The 18,818-nt window shown below is 63.9% G+C and carries 19 protein-coding genes; all 19 read right to left on the bottom strand.

What is annotated here, in order from left to right; translation table 11 throughout:
* Nucleotides 1–830 precede the first annotated feature (830 nt).
* The 19 genes from ACODNG_RS10720 to ACODNG_RS10630 all read right to left on the bottom strand — a co-directional run bounded on the left by ACODNG_RS10720 (nucleotide 831) and on the right by ACODNG_RS10630 (nucleotide 18,814).
* Nucleotides 831–1,979 (bottom strand): homing endonuclease associated repeat-containing protein, encoded by a 1,149-nt coding sequence (locus ACODNG_RS10720; RefSeq protein ID WP_434521302.1) that lies wholly within the window; start codon nucleotides 1,977–1,979, stop codon nucleotides 831–833.
* A 37-nt stretch (nucleotides 1,980–2,016) separates the two neighbouring features.
* Nucleotides 2,017–2,244 (bottom strand): hypothetical protein, encoded by a 228-nt coding sequence (locus ACODNG_RS10715; protein ID WP_434521301.1) that lies wholly within the window; start codon nucleotides 2,242–2,244, stop codon nucleotides 2,017–2,019.
* Between the two features lie 106 nt (nucleotides 2,245–2,350).
* Entirely contained in the window at nucleotides 2,351–3,298 is a 948-nt protein-coding gene (locus ACODNG_RS10710) for a hypothetical protein (RefSeq protein WP_434521300.1), read from the bottom strand.
* Nucleotides 3,299–3,374: 76 nt separating this feature from the next.
* A complete protein-coding gene (locus ACODNG_RS10705; protein ID WP_434521299.1) occupies nucleotides 3,375–3,575 on the bottom strand; it encodes a hypothetical protein in 201 nt (66 codons plus the stop codon).
* A gap of 103 nt (nucleotides 3,576–3,678) precedes the next feature.
* Entirely contained in the window at nucleotides 3,679–4,353 is a 675-nt protein-coding gene (locus ACODNG_RS10700; RefSeq protein WP_434521298.1) for a hypothetical protein, read from the bottom strand.
* A gap of 60 nt (nucleotides 4,354–4,413) precedes the next feature.
* Nucleotides 4,414–7,224, bottom strand: coding sequence for a hypothetical protein (locus ACODNG_RS10695; protein ID WP_434521297.1), 2,811 nt, complete (start codon nucleotides 7,222–7,224; stop codon nucleotides 4,414–4,416).
* 3 nt (nucleotides 7,225–7,227) lie between these two features.
* Nucleotides 7,228–8,670: a CARDB domain-containing protein gene (locus ACODNG_RS10690; RefSeq protein ID WP_434521296.1), complete on the bottom strand. Its 1,443-nt coding sequence runs from the start codon at nucleotides 8,668–8,670 to the stop codon at nucleotides 7,228–7,230.
* Nucleotides 8,667–10,103 carry a hypothetical protein gene (locus ACODNG_RS10685; protein WP_434521295.1) on the bottom strand — a complete coding sequence of 479 codons (1,437 nt, stop codon included), beginning with the start codon at nucleotides 10,101–10,103 and terminating at the stop codon, nucleotides 8,667–8,669. The genes ACODNG_RS10690 and ACODNG_RS10685 overlap by 4 nt, the downstream gene beginning before the upstream one ends.
* Nucleotides 10,104–10,166: 63 nt before the next feature.
* The gene (locus tag ACODNG_RS10680; RefSeq protein ID WP_434521294.1) at nucleotides 10,167–11,357 is read right to left on the bottom strand and encodes a hypothetical protein; all 1,191 of its coding nucleotides are present in this window, start codon (nucleotides 11,355–11,357) and stop codon (nucleotides 10,167–10,169) included.
* A 6-nt stretch (nucleotides 11,358–11,363) separates the two neighbouring features.
* Complete coding sequence (locus ACODNG_RS10675; RefSeq protein WP_434521293.1) at nucleotides 11,364–12,032, bottom strand: hypothetical protein; 669 nt, start codon at nucleotides 12,030–12,032, stop codon at nucleotides 11,364–11,366.
* Nucleotides 12,033–13,009: 977 nt separating this feature from the next.
* Nucleotides 13,010–14,353 carry a hypothetical protein gene (locus ACODNG_RS10670; RefSeq protein WP_434521292.1) on the bottom strand — a complete coding sequence of 448 codons (1,344 nt, stop codon included), beginning with the start codon at nucleotides 14,351–14,353 and terminating at the stop codon, nucleotides 13,010–13,012.
* Nucleotides 14,354–14,453: 100 nt separating this feature from the next.
* Nucleotides 14,454–14,711: a hypothetical protein gene (locus ACODNG_RS10665; protein ID WP_434521291.1), complete on the bottom strand. Its 258-nt coding sequence runs from the start codon at nucleotides 14,709–14,711 to the stop codon at nucleotides 14,454–14,456.
* A complete protein-coding gene (locus ACODNG_RS10660) occupies nucleotides 14,686–14,967 on the bottom strand; it encodes a hypothetical protein (RefSeq protein ID WP_434521290.1) in 282 nt (93 codons plus the stop codon). The genes ACODNG_RS10665 and ACODNG_RS10660 overlap by 26 nt, the downstream gene beginning before the upstream one ends.
* Before the next feature lie 3 nt (nucleotides 14,968–14,970).
* Entirely contained in the window at nucleotides 14,971–15,852 is an 882-nt protein-coding gene (locus ACODNG_RS10655; RefSeq protein WP_434521289.1) for a hypothetical protein, read from the bottom strand.
* A gap of 73 nt (nucleotides 15,853–15,925) precedes the next feature.
* Nucleotides 15,926–16,444: a hypothetical protein gene (locus ACODNG_RS10650; protein ID WP_434521288.1), complete on the bottom strand. Its 519-nt coding sequence runs from the start codon at nucleotides 16,442–16,444 to the stop codon at nucleotides 15,926–15,928.
* On the bottom strand, nucleotides 16,441–16,893 hold the full coding sequence (locus ACODNG_RS10645; protein ID WP_434521287.1) for a hypothetical protein: 453 nt from the start codon (nucleotides 16,891–16,893) through the stop codon (nucleotides 16,441–16,443). The genes ACODNG_RS10650 and ACODNG_RS10645 overlap by 4 nt, the downstream gene beginning before the upstream one ends.
* Nucleotides 16,893–17,189 carry a hypothetical protein gene (locus ACODNG_RS10640; RefSeq protein ID WP_434521286.1) on the bottom strand — a complete coding sequence of 99 codons (297 nt, stop codon included), beginning with the start codon at nucleotides 17,187–17,189 and terminating at the stop codon, nucleotides 16,893–16,895. Before ACODNG_RS10640 ends, ACODNG_RS10645 begins: the two co-directional genes overlap by 1 nt.
* Complete coding sequence (locus ACODNG_RS10635) at nucleotides 17,186–17,896, bottom strand: hypothetical protein (protein WP_434521285.1); 711 nt, start codon at nucleotides 17,894–17,896, stop codon at nucleotides 17,186–17,188. The genes ACODNG_RS10640 and ACODNG_RS10635 overlap by 4 nt, the downstream gene beginning before the upstream one ends.
* A gap of 6 nt (nucleotides 17,897–17,902) precedes the next feature.
* Entirely contained in the window at nucleotides 17,903–18,814 is a 912-nt protein-coding gene (locus ACODNG_RS10630) for a hypothetical protein (protein WP_434521284.1), read from the bottom strand.
* Nucleotides 18,815–18,818: the final 4 nt, after the last annotated feature.

The raw sequence follows: 18,818 nt of genomic DNA, 5'->3' as shown, positions 1-18,818 counted from the left end.
GTCGTCGAAGGTGACCGAGACGTTGTTCTGGTTCGGGTAATTGGCAGTACCGGCGTTTGTTGTGCTGCCGTTGACACTCTCACTCGTCAGACTGGCCGACGAGAGGTCGAACGCATCGGCGAAATTGAACGTAACGTTCGAACCAGTCGACCCGTCTGACGTGTCAACGTCAGTGAGATCAATGCTTACTGTGTAACTATTCTGGCTTCCGTCTTCCCCGACGGTATCGGGAGAAACGGATCCGTTGGCAGTCGAACTGGCCGCAGCCGCGGGAGCGGCGGCAAATCCAACTGCGACCATGGAGATGACCATGACCGCCGCAAAGAAGACCGCGTTGGCCTTCGTGCGTGTGTTATTGTCGTTTGTCATTGTGTATTGTTGTGTCTGCGTCGCGACACCCGTGCTTTGTCCGCGTCTGGGTCGCCCGCCCGTCGTCCGCACCGACTTCATCATCAAAGCGCGACCGGACTTGACTCGGATTACTCACATTCGGCATCGCATTCTGCATCGGATAGGGGTACTGCGCTTTGAACAACCAGCGTCGTATATAAATACTTTGTGTGACCTCAAGATGTGTGTGAACGGTACACATGGCAGGTAGCAGGCGTCAGACTGCCGTTTCTAAAAGTGAGGGCCTGGGCGATTCTACGTCAAGCGAAGCTTCTTTGATCGGGTGCGTGCGTGTCGTTCGACCGGAACATCTACATATGCCCTGTCGTGTATATCCGATGGGTTCGGACCCTCTCAGGCGACTGGGCGCTGATTTTCTGGATAGGGACCAGCCCAGTCGTCTGCGTCCCCATCGAGTGTCACACCATGAGTACAGCGGTCTACGCGTCCGGCTCGGTGAATGCCGCCTCGACAGCCTCGTCCCACGAGCCGAAGCGCTTCTGATACGTCGAGCGGGAGTACTCGCCGTGCTCGTTCATCTGCGTACCGGTGGGGACCTCACCGAGAGCATCCCGGAGTCGCCGGAGTTCCGCGATCAGGTCCTCCCGGTCGATCGCCGTCAGCGGGTCGTTCGGCTCGAACCCCGCTTTCGCGACGGCAGCGTTCCACGAGTCGAACCGGCGGAGGACGGTCGTGTCGGCGATGTCACTGTGGTTGCGGAAGTCCTGGAGTGAGGGCGCTCCGTCGGCGTCGGCCACATCAGCGACGCGGCGAATCTCCTCGAGGAGGTCGTCATCGCTGTGCGTCTGGGCGGCGCGCCTTCTGTCCTCGGCGGTCCGGTCGTCAGCGGTGTTCTCCGGGACGGTCTCAAACGCCGCGTCGAGCGCGTCGCCCCACGAGTCAAATCGGTTGTAGTAGGTCGCGACCGAGTAGACACCGTGGTCGCGGACGATCGTCGTCGTTGGTTTCGTGTCGAACTCGTCGTGAAGCCGTCGTAACTCAGCGAGCAGCTCGGCAGTCGTCACGCCCTGTGACGTCGATGGCTCGAAGTCGGCCGCTTCAAGGGCTGCTTGCCACGACCCGAACCGGTCGACGTACGTCGAGACCGCGTGGTCGCCCCGTTCTGTGACGTCGCTCGTAGTCGGCGGACTACCATCGTCACTGGAGAGCCGTTGAAGCTCGGCGAGGAGGTCGGCGTCCGAGACGTGCTCCCACTCACGGTCGGGGACCTCGCCAAAGACCTCTTCGAGCGCATCCGCCCACGATCCGAATCGCTCGTAGTACGTGATGTAGGCGTACCCGCCGTGTTCGTCCATCTGGTCGGCGGTCGGGATCTGGCCCACCTCGTCACGAAGCCAGCGAAGTTCAGCGACGAGCTTGTCACGCGGGATTTTGTCGGCCTGTGTGTACGGGCCGAGACCCGCCGCTTCGATCGCAGCTCTCCAGGAGCCAAACCGGCGCCGCACGATCTGTGCCGACACATCCGCCTTGTCGTCGAACGTTTGCTCACTCGGCGGGCCATCGACATGAGGGAGATCGGCAACGCGGCGGATCTCTTCGAGGAAGTCCGCATCGGAGTACCGGGGCATATTCGAGAGAGGGCCGGCAAGATGTATGAGTGTTCGGTCAAGCCGTGAGGACATCCCGATCGACGAGCGCGATCGCGCGGGCACTCGGCTCGAAGCGCTCGTCGGTCGCGAACAACGACGCGACCTCGCGGACGCCCTCATCGGCGTCCCACCCGTCGCCGCGGTAGTGGCGCACAGGCTGTCTCCAAGCCGGCCGCTCGTAATGCGCCCAGACTCTTGTCCGCCTGTCAGCCGTCGGCGTGAGCCGGACGTGGTACTGCCACATGCCAAAGAACCTCTGCGGTCTGTACGCGTACGAGCCGACCTCCCAGACGCGGTCGCCGTCTCCTCATCGATGGTGTACTGTATCGACGCTCACAAACGAGGAGCAACTATGTGTATCCTAAGGCGTGAAGCCGGTTTTCGACTTCTGATTCGTTCATCTGTTTGGTCTCGGCAACTGGCTGGTCGGATGTGGCAGTCCGCCGTCCCTCGTACGGCATCTCTAACCAGGGCACTTCAGTTAGGACCGGATGATCAATTTTCGGGGGGTGGCCCCACATCTTCGCTGGAATTGGATACATCCGTTCGCCCATCATATTTCCATGATCAGCTGAGACAACAACCTTCCCGCTAACAGATCCCCAAATCCGTTCCACGTGAGGGATGGCGAGTTCAAGGTTCTCGACGAACGCTTTCCAGATCTGATCGAGAGGCTCGGTAGCTAACCGATATCGAAGACGCATCCATAATGATAGCTCATCCGAAGCAACTCCAGTGTCCCGATCACCACCCTCTCCTGTGAGTCCCGCGTGCGTTATTTTCTCCCCTCTATCGCCGATAAACGGCGTGTGTGGTTGCATAAAATGGCTAATAATACGCTTGTTCGGATATTTTTGGGCTGTCTCAATAGTTGCGTCTGCCACCGTTTCTGGGAGGACTGTCTGATATTCCTTGTCCCAGCCCCAGTCAAAAACATCAACGATATCGTGGAAAATTTCCCTTCCTTTGATAGACTCAACGTGTGGGTTCGCAGAGACGTACACAGTATCATGATACTGTTCCCCGGCAAAGTTTCGGCGGATAAACTCAGTACTATGGCTCCCCAGAGAGGTAAACCGTGTGAGATTCCCCTCCAGTCGGTTACTCTCTTCGAACATATCAAAACGGCAGCCATCAAGAAGCAAAAGAACATCCCAGTCTTGGTCCATGACAGGCTCGCCCGTGGTGCGTGAAAGGTGCTGATTTGCTGTAAGTGCCAGCATACCGAGTTCACCGAGAAGGACTGAAGGATTCTTTTTCACCCGTCGCAGATTCTCGAGGGTGAATTTTGAGCCCATAGTAGTGAAAAATACGATCGATCTGAGTAGAAAGTGTTTCGATCGTTCGAAGTGCTCTCGTCAGAGCGAATTGCTGTTATAGAGGTCGTCGACGGACTGGCCGGCGTCGCCCTGTGCCGGCATCCATACTGTAGCGCGAGAGCGTCACCCGCGCACGGATCTCCTGACTCGGATTCGCGACCATGCCCTCGACCGACTCGGTGTTCGACGCCTCGATCCACGAGGCGCCGCCTTCGTTACTGATCGCGACCGCTTTGTTGCCGGCGATCGAAGACATGGTCACGTCGAGCGAGCCGCCGATCAACTGTTCGACGTTCTGGATGTCGTCGAGGACAAGGACGTGACAGTGTACAGTATCGATACAGGACAGTAGAAAGAGGCTACTCGGCGCCGATCAGTTTTTTAGTCCGCTCACTCACCCCGAATCGCTCGTCACTCGCGAACATCGACGCGATATTGCGCACACCGCGGTCCGTATCCCACCCCTCGCCGCGGTAATGCCGGACAGGCGCCCGCCACGCACTCCGCTCGTAGTGTGCCCAGAGCCGCGTCTGTCGCCCGCCTGCCGCCGGCGTGGGTCGAACGTGGTACTGCCACATGCCAAAGAACCTCTGCGGTCTGTACGCGTACGAGCCGACCTCCCAGACACGGTCACCATCGGCGACATCGAACTGGATCGACGCGAGCGTGTTTGGCCACACGCGCTCCATCGACCGGACCTCGGCCGGCGGCGCGTCGATCGTCCCGACGAGCGTCCGCGTGTTCAACCGCAGCCCCGTCTTCTCGGGGAGCGCATCCACGGCCTCGTCGAGGTCGGCGCCGACCCGGTCGTCGACGGCGTCGAGTTCCTCGTCGTACTCGCCGTCGGCGAGGCGGTCGATGATCGGGAGGACGGCCTGTCGGAGGCACCACAGGTCGGGCCACCTGCCGAGGTAGTGTCGCGCGACGGAGAAAAGGATGAACGCGCCGAGCGAGGCGACGAACGGCGCCCAAAGATCAGCGGTCTCAAGCGGCTCAATAGCGGTGCGTCTCAGGGTGTCGTGAAGTGTGGTCATGATGAAATGGGCGCAGCGCTGTCACTCCCGTCTGGTCTATCGGACAGTCACACTCGCTGGTCAGAGTCGCTCGGCGAGGCCGCTCAGCCGCCGGTTGATGCTGTCGACAACCTCCCCCGCGGACTGTTGCTCACCTAGGTCTGCCGATACCCGGTCGGTCTGGACATCCACACCAGCGATATGGCGCGGCTCGTCGAGCCAGGGGACGTCGGCCACCGAGAGGGCGTCGACGAGCTGGTAGCCGAGATCGTCGCGGGCGAGTTCAACCGTCGCCTGCCGCTGCGGGCTCGATAGGCGCTTCGCGGTGAACAGCGCGGCCTGCTGGAGCGCCCGTAACGTGACGGCATTCTCGAACGTCTCCCGGATGGTATCACCCGACCCATCCGCACCCGGGAGGGTGTACTCCACGCGTCGGCGCGTCTCGTAGTCGATGTGGACCTCCTCGCCGTCGGCGATCGCCGACCCCTCGCGCCGCGCGATCGACCCCTCGTTGCGGAGGAGCCGGTAGTCCTCGTCCGAGTCGTACACTGTGTCAGCGTCGCCATCTGTTCCGGGCTGGTACACCCGAGTCCTGCCGGGCTGGAGGTAGTCGTCGCCGATCCCGACGAACTGCTCGCCGGTCAACACGACGCGCCCATCCTCGACGCGCCGGCTCGGTCCGTACGCGATGACCGTGTCGACGACGGTGCTGCTGTCCCGCCGCACCTCGTAGTCGAGCACGGGCGCGTCAATGCTGGCCTCGCGCTGGCCGAGCTGCGTGAACACGACCACGCCGGGGTCGTCGCCGGCGGCGTCGAGCGACGGATGCTGGTCGGGACTCTGGACCTCCCACACGAAGCGCTGCCGGTTTGCGAGCGCCGTCAACAACCCGGCGACCGAGTCCTCGAACGACTCGACCTCGAGGAAGGGCGTGTCGTCGAGGTCGGCCGCCAGCTGGAAGTTCGAAACCGTCTGCCCGGTGTCGCCCGACGTCGGCGAGGAGCTCGGGTCGCTGGTGTATCGCGAGAGCGTCACCCGGCCGCGGAGCTGTGTCGACCCGCTCGCGAAGTCGGCGTCGACCGTCTCGCTGTTGGTTGTCTCCTGCCACGTCTCGCCGCCGTCATTGCTCACCGCGAGCGCCTGCCCGTTCGAGGTGTCGTCGAACGACGCGTCGATCGACCCGCCGACCACCTGCTCGATCGTGCCGACGTCCTTCGTCTCCAGGTCGAGGCTGTTCGTGTATTCGGGCGGCCCGCCGATGTTGTTGTTCGCGTCGATCGACGAGGCCCCGTTCGAGCCGAAGCTGATCCCGTCGCTGAACCCGTCGTCGTAGAGGCCAGCCCCGTCGAAGATGACCATCCCGCCCTGCGACCCGGTCGCGACGACCTCGAGCGTGACCGAGTCCGGCGGGGTGAACGTGACGTCGTCGAATCCCGGGCCGGTGAAGAGGTCAATCCACGTCGGCTCGTCACTATCTTGGAGCGAGTTCTTGGGGTAATCGTCGACGACCTGTCCGTCGAGACGCACCTCGAACGAGGGATGCTCGCCGTCGACAGGGTAGCATCGAAGGCCAGGGCGCGCTCGGGAGGCGGGCCACTCGTAGTTGATCTCGAAGTCCCACTCTTTGCTATCCCCCGACTCGACGAGTGCGTGCGAGCGTCCGCCCCAGCGCGTTCCGTCCGGCGGGTCAAGTTCCTCGATCGGCGCGTCGCCACCGTCAGCGAAGCGAGACGCACTAATCCAACAGGACTGAACCAACTCGACCGAGCCGTCTGAGTTAACCCGAGCCGGGACGGGGTTGTTCCGGACCGTGTCGAGATCGACGAAGGTGTCGTACGCCTGCGCCCGACTCGTTGACCCGAGCACGGCGACGTCCGCCCGTGTGTCCGACGCCGGATCGTCGACGACGTGCGGGATGTCCAGCTCCGTGAGCAGTTGGTCGACGAACTCGTGCGTCGGAACGAGGTCGTCGACGTCGCGGGCGACTACCTCGTCGAGCGCGACGCCGCCCCGCCCGACGAGCGTCGACTGACTCGACGAGTCACCCGGTATCTCGACGCGACTGATCGGGAGGCGCTCGCCGTCACGCCACACGCGGAGTGTCGCCCGGTCGAGTGACTCGTCGAGCCACCGATCATCGCTCGGGAGCGCGAGTTCGACTTCGGGTGTGTCGTTGAGCTTCGGCTGGGGCTGACTCTCGGTGAGGATCGTCGGCCGGAGGATGTTACCCGCCGGCGTCTCCACCTCGGCGTACCAGCCGCTCGCTGGGATGCGCCGGCGAGCGAGGCCGATGTCGGCCGTGGAGGCGGTGTCCGTGTTCGAGTCTGCCTCCGTGTCATCGGTGTACGATCGGATCCGGTAGCGGAACTCGTGGTCGGGTTGGGCGGTATCGTCGACGAACGTCTCCGTGTTCGGGCCGGCGTCGTCGACGACGCGCTCTGGCCACCACTCGCCGTCCGGGCCGCGCCGCTCGCGGATGACCTCCTGCCCGAGCTCGTTATCTGCCTGGTCGGTCCACGTGAGCTCGACCTCTGTCGGGGAGAGTGCGGTCGCGGTGAGGCTCACCGCCCCGGGGAACTTCGTCGTGATCGAGACGGGCGACGTCCACACGCCGGTCGCGTCCTGCGTCTCCGAGCGCGCCCGCACCTCGTACTCCTCGCCGTCCTCGCGCCCGGTGAACTGCGTCGTGAGCGTGTCGAACGCGAGCGTTTGCTCCGCGAAGCCGGTTGCGGACGCGTCCCACGCGCCCTCGCCCGTCTCGCGGATCTGGATGCGGATGTCGCCGTTGTTCGTGACGGCGCTCTCGCGGTCGATAGCGACCTCATCCTCGACGCCGTTGCCGAGGACCGGCTGGTCCTCGTCGGGGAGGGCAGTGGTGAACTGGACCGGCATGGCTCAGAGATTCACCCTGATGTCGTCTTGGTAGTGGTCGAACTGACCGTTCATTCCCGGACCGAACGCGCCCCATCGGAGTCTTGCGATGTTACTCGGATTCCCGTCGAAGTTATGGGTGCCCGTGTACGACCCGTTGTTCCAGTCGAGCGAGTATGTTTGGTTGGCCCAGTCGATGTCTATTATCCACTTGTACCACGTCTCGTAGTTGGCGTTCCCGGCCGGCGTGTTAGTGTCGCCGTTCTTGAAGTACACGGGGTCGGGGTTCGTCGTTCCGACGGCGAACACTCGGTTGAAGTTGTCGTCCTCCGCCCAAAGGCCGACACCGCCCTGACCGAAACTATTCTCGTTGTAGTGCCACACCACTCGCGTGTACTGGTTGACAACGCTGAAGTTCCACGTCATCGCGATGCTAAACTCCGAGACGCCCTCGCCGTGACTGATGTCCCCCGAGGCGTACATGGACGTGTCGTTCGTGCTGGCGGGCGCGACCCGCGTGGACGAGATGGAGGCTTCGCTGCTGCTGAGGCCGCTGAAGTCCCATCGGCTGAAGTCGTCGAATTCCTCGTCCAGATTTGCTGGGGCGTCGGTTGTCCACGCCACGATGCCGCCGACATCGCTGGCGGGGTCGTTCACCGCGTCCGCCGTCGCCCGCGCCTCGTAGTCCGTCGCCGCGGACAGCCCCGTGAGGTTGGCGCTGAACGTGCCGGGCGAAGTGAGCGACCCAGCAGCCTCCGAGAGCCACGACGACGCGCCCGTTTGGCGGTACTCGACGCCCACATCGACCTCGTCGACGCCGGGCATCTCGGTCAGTTCTCCGTCGACCGTGGCGCTGTCGTCGCCGACGTTGCTCACCGAGAGCGTGGTCACCGAGACGAACGCGTCGTCCGTCTGGAACGTCATGGGCGAGCCGGCGTCCGAGGCGGGGTACCGCGTGGCGGCTCCGGCAGCGCGCGCCTCGTACTCGGTGCTGGACGAGAGGCCGGACAGCGACGCGCTGAACGGGCCGGGCGAGGCGAGCGTCGCCGCGTCCACGACCACCCACGACGACGCGCCCGTCTCGCGGTACTCGATATCCGCGTCCACCTCGTCGACGCCGGTCACGGAGACGAGGTCGCCGCCGACGGTCGCGCTCTCGGGAGTCACGTCGCTCACGGCGCCGGTCGCCACGTCGACCGCGGGCGCGAGGACGTCGACCGACGCCGATACGCTGTCGTCGTCGCCCTCGACCGTCGCGGTGTGCGATCCAGCGTCACCTGGCGACGCCGTCCACGCGAGCGACAGGTTCGTCTCTATGCCGGGGTCGAGAGCCACGCCGGGCTGCGAGTCGACCTCCGTCCCGTCGACGAGCAGCCGAATTGTCTGCGACCCCGTTTCTCCGCCGAGGTTGTTCACGAGAACCGAAACGTCGAGGGTGTCACCCTCGGTGATAGTGATGTCTGTCATGGTGATGGTCGCACCTGCGTGAGAGAGTCGATAGTGAGGTCGTATTCGGCCGGCCCGCTCTGGTCGAACGCCTCATCGTCCTGCGTGAAAGCGCTCGCGCGGGTGACGTACGCCTCGCCGTTACGGAGGCCCGAGAGGGTGTGGCGGATGGTCGATAGCGGGGGAACCCACGAGGACCCGTTGAGTGTGAAGTCCGCTGAACCTGCTTTGTCGACGACGGTCGTTGAACCCGGCCCCTCGTTGAAGTCCCACCGATGAACCAGACTGTCCGTCGGGATCGTCCCGTCACGTATCTCCGCCTGTTCGTCACCGCCGACGTACCGTTCGTACACGAGTATTTGGTCGACCGTGCCCTTCCACCAGCCGCCGCTGCCTCCTTGTGAAAGCTGTAGATCGTCGTTGTTATCCGCAATAGTGATCTGCCCGACGTTTGGATTCTCTCCCGCCTTCTTCGCGTCAAACCAGTTGGCTATCGTTCCGTTCGGGCGGTCGTAGGTGAACGCGTAAAACTGGTCTTGAGAGTGGTCAAAGGTGGCACTGTCGCGGTAATAGTTCCCGTTTGAATCACCGAACGTGGGGTTGATGGTCCCGCTACCGTTGATTATTGAGAGAGGTGCGTTCCCGAACTGGTTTTTTAAGAAAATCGATGACCAATCGTCAACGTCGAGCTGGTCGGAGTTAAAACGAATTATCAGGGTGAGGCTGGTCGCCTTCCCCTCGGGGCTGAAGTTGTCTCCAGCGCTGGCCGCTTGAGCGTTATCCGTGAATCGGATTCCGTACTGCGGGTCGAGGTCGCCGCCATTCTGCGTGTACGTCGCGATGTGGTCCCACCACATAATGAGTTGACCGCCGCCCCAACCCGGCGCGCCGCTGTAGTTCCACAATTCAACCGTCTCTACGTCAACCCCTTGCTTGAGGTCGAACGTCTTGCTCTCCGTGTATCCGTCGTTCAAGTCCTCGCCTGTGAACGTGAACGTCCCTGCGTCCCAGTCGAACGTGACGAGGAAACGGACCCACTTGTTGTAGTCTTGACTGAAGTCGCCGGAGCCGACAACGTACGTTTTCCCACTCGACGAATCGACGATCCACGCGGGATTGTCCGTCGCGAGTCCCAACTCGTAGTCGCCGTTGCTGTTCTTGAGTCGGATCCCCCCGCCGTACGAGGGGTTCGCCTCCTGCCAGTAATACTCGAACGCGGCAATCTGCTCGCCGCCGTCGTGGTACACGCGGGAGGCGCGCGGGACGGATTCATCGATGGCATTTCCTTCATAGGCGTACGCGCTCCACGAACCCTTGTACGCACGGTTGCTGGCCCGCTGGAGGCCGCTCTGGACGGTCCACGCGTCGAAGTCGCGCTGCGTCTCGAAGGTCGAGACCTCCCCCGCGAACACGCGGTAGCCCTGCTTGTTGGCCGCGTTGTCCGCGAAGCGCACGTCGGCCGCGTCGTCGCGGACATCGGTGACGGTTAAGTCAGTAGGCGCAGGGACTTGGACCATCTACAGTCGCACCCCCTCGCGCGCCACAAGGCCCTGCTCGACGCCCGTGTCCACAACGCTCGTCGACGCGATCGGCTCGAGCAGCGCCTCCAGGTCCTCGGGAATCGGATCGCTCACGCTCTCGGGGATCCACACCTCCAGCGACTCGCGGCCGCGCTCCAGCTCGACGTCGACAGCGTAGACGTCGCCTGCCTGGTCGCCGGCCACGGCCTCGAACTCGATCTGGGCGGCGACGCGTGCCTGGCCGATGTGTGTGAGGTCGACGTCGGCCGGCTGCCAGTCCGTCGCGAGGTCACCGTCGGCGTAGGAGGGCAGATCGACCGCGGTCCAGGTGTCGGCGCCGGCGTCGTACTCCTCGACTTCCAGGGCGGCCGTGGCGTCGGCGTTGGTCGGCTCGTCGATGGTGATCCGGAGCAGGCCGTTCGAGCACACCACGCTGCCGGTGAACTCGTGGTCACGAGCGAACACGGACTGCCACATCCGAACGCGACCGGAATCGTTCTCGATGAACTTCGAGTCGCGACCTAGCGTATCGTAGACGTGGACATCGACGTCGGCCTGCGCGTCCGGCGCCACATCGTACAGCAGCACCGGATCGTCGATCGACAGAGACGTGGCATCGAAGCGATCGATATCGCCGAGCTCGGCTGAGACAGTGTCGACGGGTGTCGGTCGGATCCGCTGGGTCGGGTTCGACGTCGAGTCCACGGCCCGCACCTGTCGGGCGGCCGCCGGCACGCCGACGAGCGCGCTCTTGTCGTTGCCGAACTCGTGGCCGGGAGACGGCTGCGACGGCGCCGTGTCGAGCGACCGAAACTGCGACTTCCGCGTCCCGCTCGCCGTCAGCGAGAGCGTCCACTCCCAGATGTCACGGCCCCTCGCGTGGACGGGTTCGACCTCCGCACTCGCGATCTGGTAGTACCCCGACCGCGAGTCGGCCCCACCGTACAGCGCGACGGCGCCGATAGACGAGTCAGCGAGCTCTTCGAGTTCGGTCGCGACGAGCTCGGAGTGATACGGACCGAGCGCGTATCGCCCAGTCCGCGTGAGGTCGGCCGCCTCGGAGGAGAGCGACTCGACGATCGCGTCGCTCCCGAGGACGCCCTGCTCGGAGAGTTGCGTTCCGAGTGCGTCCTGATCGGTCGGTGTCGTCGCTCCTGGAAGGGGAATCGTGTAGATCCGTTCGGTCATGATGGGTCAGGAATCGCTGATGAGGTCGCCGAGTTCGGAGACGGCCTGCCCAGCGGCCTCGGTGAAGTCCTCGGTCAGTTCGTCGATGTCTGGGACAGGCGCCACCTCCTCGAACTCGAAGGTGTACGGCACGACGGCAGGGTCGTCCTTCGGCTTCTCCGCGCGGATCGAGAGCAGCGCGACGGGCTTCGCCTCACCGAACACGCCGGGCGTGTCCGCGTAGGTCCCGTCCGACCACTCACCGGTGTAGAGAAGCGCTTGGCCACCGGAATCCATCCGGGCCTCAGCCAGCCACCGGAAGAGGACGTCCCGCTTCGCAACGGGGTTGACGTCGCCCGTCGCGTCGTACTGGTTCGCCTCGCCGTCGGCGCTGGAGTCATCCCCCCACTGGAGATTCTCGTCGCCGACGCCGACCTCTGCGGAGATTGTGAACTGGTTGCTCCCCGCCCCGGCGTCGGCAAAGTATCCAGCTCGGCGCGGCGGGTCCGCGTCGGGGAGGATGTCCGTTGGGTCGAGGTCGGTCGCCTGCGCGTACAGCTCCGACAGGACCTGGCCCCGACCACCCACGAGGTGGTTGTGCGTCAGCTCACGATTCGGCTCGTGGTCCCTAACCTCGAAGACGCCGGTGCGGTTGAACGCAGATACCTCTAAGACGGTTCTGTCGTACAGTGGCATGAGTGTGAAAGGGCGCGCTGACCGGCGCGCGGCGGTGATCGGCTAGTCTCTGGTTCGATCTGCGGTCCTCACCTTTTGTGGCATCGGCAGCAGGCGTCAGTCGGTGAGTAACGGTCGCGTCGTCCTCCCTATTTTTACTTTCACCTAGCCGCCGGGACCCTTATCCGTCACCGCGGGGAAGACATGTTCAGCGGTGAACAAAAGCCGCCAGTGGATAGACGATCCGCGAGTTAATCCATGGTTGGATTAATCGAAGTACCAGCTGCTCCGTCGGCTGCCGTCCTGGCTTCCCTCGGAGTGCTGGTCTACGCCGGTCCGATCTGGGCTCTGACGTACGTCATCCTCGCTCTCGGGTCGTACACCTACGTTAATTCGTAGGGACGTAGTGTCTAACAGGCACTGCGAGTCTCGACATTTTATCGCTTCGCAGAAAGCGAGAGTCCATGGTTGGATTATTCCCAGCCCCACGCATCCGATTTTCAGCGCGATACCCTTGAGGTGATATCACGCGGCCGGATACGCGACTTGGGTGTGGTCTACGCAGACTCTCGCCTGATGACTTCGGTGTAGGGTCCGAGCGTGGATGGGTGGACTCCTACATGTGTACATATATGTAGTGTCAGATAAAGGCAACGGTTATGGTAATCGCCGAATAGAGGCCATCAGATGCCAAATAATGGCTGATTTCATTTTCACTTAGCCGATTATAGTTACGCAAAGCGGCATTCCCAGCCACCATGGTTGTCAGCGGTGAGCAGGTCAGTAGCCTTTCTACTCACTGTCGCCCTCATCGTTCCGGGCGATATACTCAAACATTATGAAGGCGAGGACCAAGGTGGCAGGAACACCTATTGTGGATCCATAAGCCCATAAGCCCCAAACCGATAGCAACCGTCACACACAGGATTGCTACCTTTCGGATCAGTTTCATGGGGGAGGTTCATACGGCTAGTGTCTAAGTGTTTGGCCAATCACCGTCAGCGGGTGATCTCGCGTTCGAGATCTTCGAGTTCGCGTTCAAGCTCGTGGAGGTCGTTTTCGAGGGCGTCGATATCGCGTTCGACGCCGTCCTCGACCTCGGAAACGATGCGGTCGGCAAGCGAACCGAGCCGGCGCGGGTCGACGTCGACGTTGTACGTTGGCGAGTGGGTGACGGTCACCTCTCGGCTCGGCGCCGGGGTCGACGTCGACCCGTCCGACCCGGATTGCGTTCCGGTCGGATCACCCGGGTCGCGCCCCAACGTGAGGCCGTCGTCGTCGCCGACCTGGATACCGTCCGGACCGAATGTGAAGCCGTTGTCTCCGCCGAATTGGATGCCGCCCGGCGGCTCGGCGTCCGAACCAGAGCCCGTCGACGCTGGCGGGCGACCAAGAAGCGTTTCGACGGCGACTGTGATCGGGCCGACATCTTCCACGGGGAGCGGGTCGATAGCTTCGACCGGAAGCGGATCTCGCTGAACCGGTAGCGGCTCACGGTTGACTGCCAGCTGATCGGGAATGCCGAGGTTGAGGTCAGGCAGGTCCGGGATGTTGATTTCCGGACCGAGGTCCGGCGCCTCGAACGTCGGTTCGAACGTAGGACTGAACCGAACGGTACGCCCTCCTCCGATCTCGTCGATCCACCCCGGCGGTTCGACCGACAGCGTCGTCTCCTCGACGGCCACCTCCGAGCCCGTGATCGCGGAGCTGATCGTGTTGCCGAGCGCGGACGCCGCGGTCCCAGTGAGGACGTCGGAGATCGCATCGGCAACCGTCCCGCCGCCTTCGACGGCGACGTCGCCCGCCGTCTCGCCGGCCACACCGAGGACCTCAGTGAGCATCCCGCCGCCACCGCCTCCGAGCCCGCCCTCGGAGACGGCGTCCTCGATGTCTTCGAGAAATACAACGGCGTCATCGAGGTGTTCTGTCTGCGCTCGAAGGAGTTTCAGGGCGTGACGACCTTCTTTCGAGATGCTATTCTGCTGGCTCCGCTCGGTCTCACCCCCGGTGCTGCTGTCACCATCCTCCGTGGAGCCGCCACCTCCAGAGGGTATCCCACTGGGCGCACTATCGAGCAGGTCGGTATTAGCGATTGTCGACAGGAGATCATTTCGCCCCGCTGCGAGGGTCTCCAAGGAGTTGAGCTGCGCTGTCGCTACCTCAAGCTCAGCTGTTTGATTCTCGAAACCCCGTGAATTCCCCCCAGTCTGAGCTGACATCGCCCCACCGTCGGTCGCCCCGATCTCGACGGCGCCGAGCTCGGACTCGATCTGCTGTTGGACGTTCCGCAGCGCACGGTCGGAGACGACGAGATCGAGTTCAGCGAGTGTATCGAAGCTCATAGTGGGTTCTGGGCGGCGTAATCAGCGAGCAGTTCGAGATACGGAGTCGGCGTGGCGAGCGCCTCGTCGAACGAAAGTCCGTTCGCGAGGGCGACGACGATCAAGAAGTCGAGTCGGGCCGGGGCGTCGAGGTCGCCTCGCTGTCGGTCGCCGGCGATGACTTGCTGGAGCCGTTTCCCTCGTCGCTCGCCGTGCCGAGACTGTTCGCCTTCGCTTCGAGCCACTTCACGGCCCCTGGCGGGAGGCTCGCAACGTTCGCGAACGTGTCTTCTAGGTCCTCCTCGACGAACGGCCCGGCCTCGACGCTCGCAGCGACGAACCAGAGCCGAAGTTCATCCGGCTCGGCCTGGTTGGGCACCTCGCGATCCGATCATTGCCTCCTCGCCGGCCGTCATCGCGCCGACCGTGATCTCGGTGTTGGCGTCCCACTCGCCCTCGGACATCTGCCAGTCGAGTCCGTTCCGCCAGTAGGAGAGCGTCCCCTTCCGGTCGCGGAGCTCGGCGGCTTGGTCGGTGTCTTCGTCGAGTTCGTCGAGCGCGTCGTCGATGGCGTCGATCCCCTCGGTGAGTTCGGTGCGAGCCTCGTCGATAGTGATGGTCTGCGTCGTGAGCATGGATCAGGCGGTGGTGACCGTCGGCGTGACATCCGTCACGTGGTAGTCGATCGGTTCGGAAAGGTCGGTGTCGGCAGCGACGAGGTCGCTCCAGCTGTAGGACGTCGGCTGGAGGTCGCTCAGCGCGTACTCGATCGTGTCGCCCTGCCCGTTCTCGAAAGTGACCTCGCCCGGGACTTTTCCGATCTGTTCGTAGTCGCTCGTGTCGACGTCGTCGACGGCCGCGGCCAGCTGGTCGCGCTCGGTGAAGATGGCGTCCGTACTGAACGCCGGCTCGATCGCGCCCGTGACGGCGTTGTACGGATGGCGGCCCTGCCCACGGCGGAAGCGTGCCAGCCCCGTCAGCGAGATGGTTGCGCTCTGCATCAGCGGCTGGTTCAGCCCGTCGACGGAGAAGGACGCACCGTGGTAGCTGAACGCGTCCTCGTTGGACGGCTGCTGGATCGCCCCGTCCGCCGGCGCCGTGACGTCATCAGGCTCGAAGCCATAGATGCCCGTCAGGGAAACGCGGATGTCGGAGGCGCGCTCGTAGACGGCCTCGGCGTCGGTGATGATCGTCCCGGTCGGCATCCGTGGCTCGGTTGTCCCGTCCGGAAGCGTGGTCGCGAAGTACCACGACGACGACGGCGCCGTTAGTCCCGCCGCCGGGAGCGCGGTCCCCCCGTCAGCGAACACCAGATCGTGCCAGTTGGCGTCGGTGAGTGTGAACTCGACGCCGATCCCACCCTCGAAGTCCCGTGGTCGGGAGCCGGCGGGGAGCGGGCTGTCCGGATGCCGGCTGCGTTCGAGTGCCTGTTGGACTGAGAGGTCAGTGACGTTGACGTCGATCCCGGGCTGCGTCCACGTTGGATCCGTTCCCGGTCCGGCGCCGAACTCGGGCTCCATCGTGAAGCCCACGTTTGCAGAGCCTGCGCCAGACACTACTGTTCACCTCGATTCGTCGTATGAATGAATTCTGTCATGGAGTGTCGGTGTAACCGCGGAACAGCATGTCGAACTCCGCGCGGTAGAAGTCCGAGTGGTCGGACTGCGAGTCGTCGATGTTCGTGATCGTGAGGTCGAGATAGTTGACGCCCGGGCGACCGACATCGGGATACGACATCGCTCCCTGGGCAGCGTCGAACACGCTTTGGAACAGCGTCTCGAACGGGATAGCGTCGACATCCGGGTGGTCGATATGGCCGCGCTTGGCGGCCGACATCCCCTCCAGCCGGAGCGACGTCGCCATCTGAAGCTCATAGCGCGATCCCGGCCCCGCCGGCGTCGGGTCGGAGGTCTCGCTCGCGACGCCGACGAAGTTGGCGCGCTGGATCTGCTGTTTCCGCGTCTGGATCGGCGTCTGCATGTCGAGTTCGTTGCCTGTCTCGTAGACCGTCGAGTCGTCCCGGTTGACGCGGAACAGTGGGTGGTCCTCCGGCTGGGCGTCGACGACCGAGCCGAGGACGTCCTCGAGGAGGAATTGTATCTCGTGTCTCATGAGAACTGAGCGTGGAGCCAGTTGAGTGTGTCTCGGATAAACCGGGACTCGGGGAGGCCGGCAACCTCTACCTTCGGCAGGTACACACGGTAGCCGTCGCCCTCGGGTTCAAACTCTTCGCGGACCCACTCGGGCGGGTCCTCCCAGATGAACGACAGTACGTCGGCGTTCTTCGCCTCGACGACGTGCTCGACCGTCCCGCGCTCGAAGTAGATCGCCGGCTCGGGCCAGCCGAAGCGGACGACGACACGGTCGCCGCGCCGGATGACCGCCGTCTCGCCGGCCTCGATGATGGGCTTGACGTCGTAGTCGTGTTCCTGGCCGTACTGTCGGAGGATATCGTGAGCGTGGGTTTGGACCTGCGGCGCGATCTCCTCGCGAGCGTAGTCTTCGAGGTTATCGAGGACCGCCTCACGGGCGTCCTCGACGAAGTTCGGGAGAGAGGTCATCACCCGCCTCGCGGATCGGTCTCAGGCGTCTCCGCGACCGTCGACTGCTCATCACCCTCACCGTCGCCCGACCCGTCGGCGAGCTCCTGGGCGTCGTCGACTGCGGCGCTCATCGTCGAGCGGCCGAACACGGAGTAGCCGCCGGCGAGGACGATCGCGAGGACGACGACCTCCCAGAGCGTCCCGAGCTCGTCACCGGTCAGCTGACCGTGCGCCCACAGCGCGACGACCACCGCGATCACGACGGCGCCGACGCCGGCGCGCAGCGCTCGATAGGGGTGGTTGGGTGGCGTCATAACGATGAGAAGCCGCTGTACTCGGCGGCCGTGTCCTCGTAGGCCTCTTTCAGCGCCTCACTCCGCGAGGTCCGACTCGCCAGCTGGCCGTTGTCGGGGATGTCGAGCGCCGTGTTGTCGTTCAGTGCGAGCATCGACGCCGCCTTCGCCGCGACCGCATCGCGGACATCCGGCGGGGCGCTCTCGACGACGTTGTCCTCGTTGATCTGTACGTCCTGGCCGAGCGGGCCGTACCGGTAGGTGATCCGGACGAAGCTGGTGTTCGGATCGTCGCGATGCGAGATGGCGAGCCGGCGCTCGAACACCCGGAGGCGTCGACGCCGGTAGTCCATCGCCCACGCGTTGCCCTCCTCGTCGGTGACGTCGTCCCACTGGCTGCGCCCAGTACGGATCTCGATGGTGTCGCCCTCATCGGGGTCGAGCGGCATCGGCCGGGCGTTGTCGAGGGTGACCGTCGCCGGCGACCACGACCTCGCGTTCTGGACGTCGTGGACTTCCCAGCTGCGCGGCTCGTCGACGGCGCCGACACGGACCGGGTGGAACGCCCGCCCGGTGCGGTTGATCCACTTCTCGGTCGCGCTGGCTGCGCGTGTGATCGCCCGGTTGCGGGTGTGATCCGGCACGGTCTTCGGGTCCGTGTCGCCGTCGAGCGCCAGCAGGACCTCGTCCGCCGTGGCGTATCGAATCGGGTCTCCGGCGGTTGACATCGGGCGTCAGTCCTCGCTGTCGGGGGTGGCCGTGAGGTCGGAGAGCTCGGCGTCGCCATTGACGACGTCGGCCGCCTCTTCAACCACTGCCGGGTCGAATCGGGTGAGGTAGTCGGCCATGTCGGTAAGCCCGGCGCTCTCCAGATCGATTTCGAAGTCGACCGGTTCGAGGCCGTCACCGAGCACGTCCTCGATCACGTTGCGGGCTCCCGTTCGGTCGTCGCCGAGACGCTCAGCCCGGTAGAGGGCGTTGAGCGAGTCGACGTCCCATATCTCGTCCTCGTCCGTGTCGAGCTTCTCCCCGAGCTCGTCGATAGTGTGCTCGCTGGGATCGAACGGCGGCGCCGGCGCCTGTGCCTCGCGAAGGACGGTGATGATCTCCGACGCCTCCGACCGGGAGAACCGGCCGGTGTACTCATCGGAGCGCTGCGTGGAGATGGACACCTCGTCGTCGGCTTCGACGCCGGCGATCGCCCGGAGCTGATCGCGGTAGGGTTCCTCGTCGTCCTTGTCGAACACGCGTCCGGCGTCGTCGAGGTTGAGCTTCTCCATGACCTTCTGACGCTTCCAGCGGTCGAACCCCTCGTAGAACGCCTCGGGCGGGAGGTAGTTCCGTTCGAGCAGCGCCTCCGCGAGTCGCTCGGCGTCGTAGATCACCTCGAAGTCGTTGCGTGCCTCCAGGGCGTGGACGCCGATGTTGCTGTTCTCGACGTGGTCCGAGTCGAGGTAGGTCGGCAGCAGCGCCAGGTAGACGCGGCCGGCCTGGAACTTCGGCGGACCGTTGTACCCGACGCGCTGTCGGAGGTCTCGGTCGGTCTTCGTGGACTGATCGCCAGTGTAGCGGAAGCCGACGAACTCGACTTCGGCGTGATCCTTCTCTTCGAACTCTTCCGCGCTTGCGAGTGTACTGATGGGCATGATG

Origin of the sequence: Halorubrum sp. AS12 (assembly GCF_051122765.1) — an archaeon.
Classification (GTDB): domain Archaea; phylum Halobacteriota; class Halobacteria; order Halobacteriales; family Haloferacaceae; genus Halorubrum; species Halorubrum trapanicum.
The sequence above is the reverse complement of the archived record's forward strand: the minus strand, read 5'-3'. Positions and strand labels throughout refer to the sequence as shown.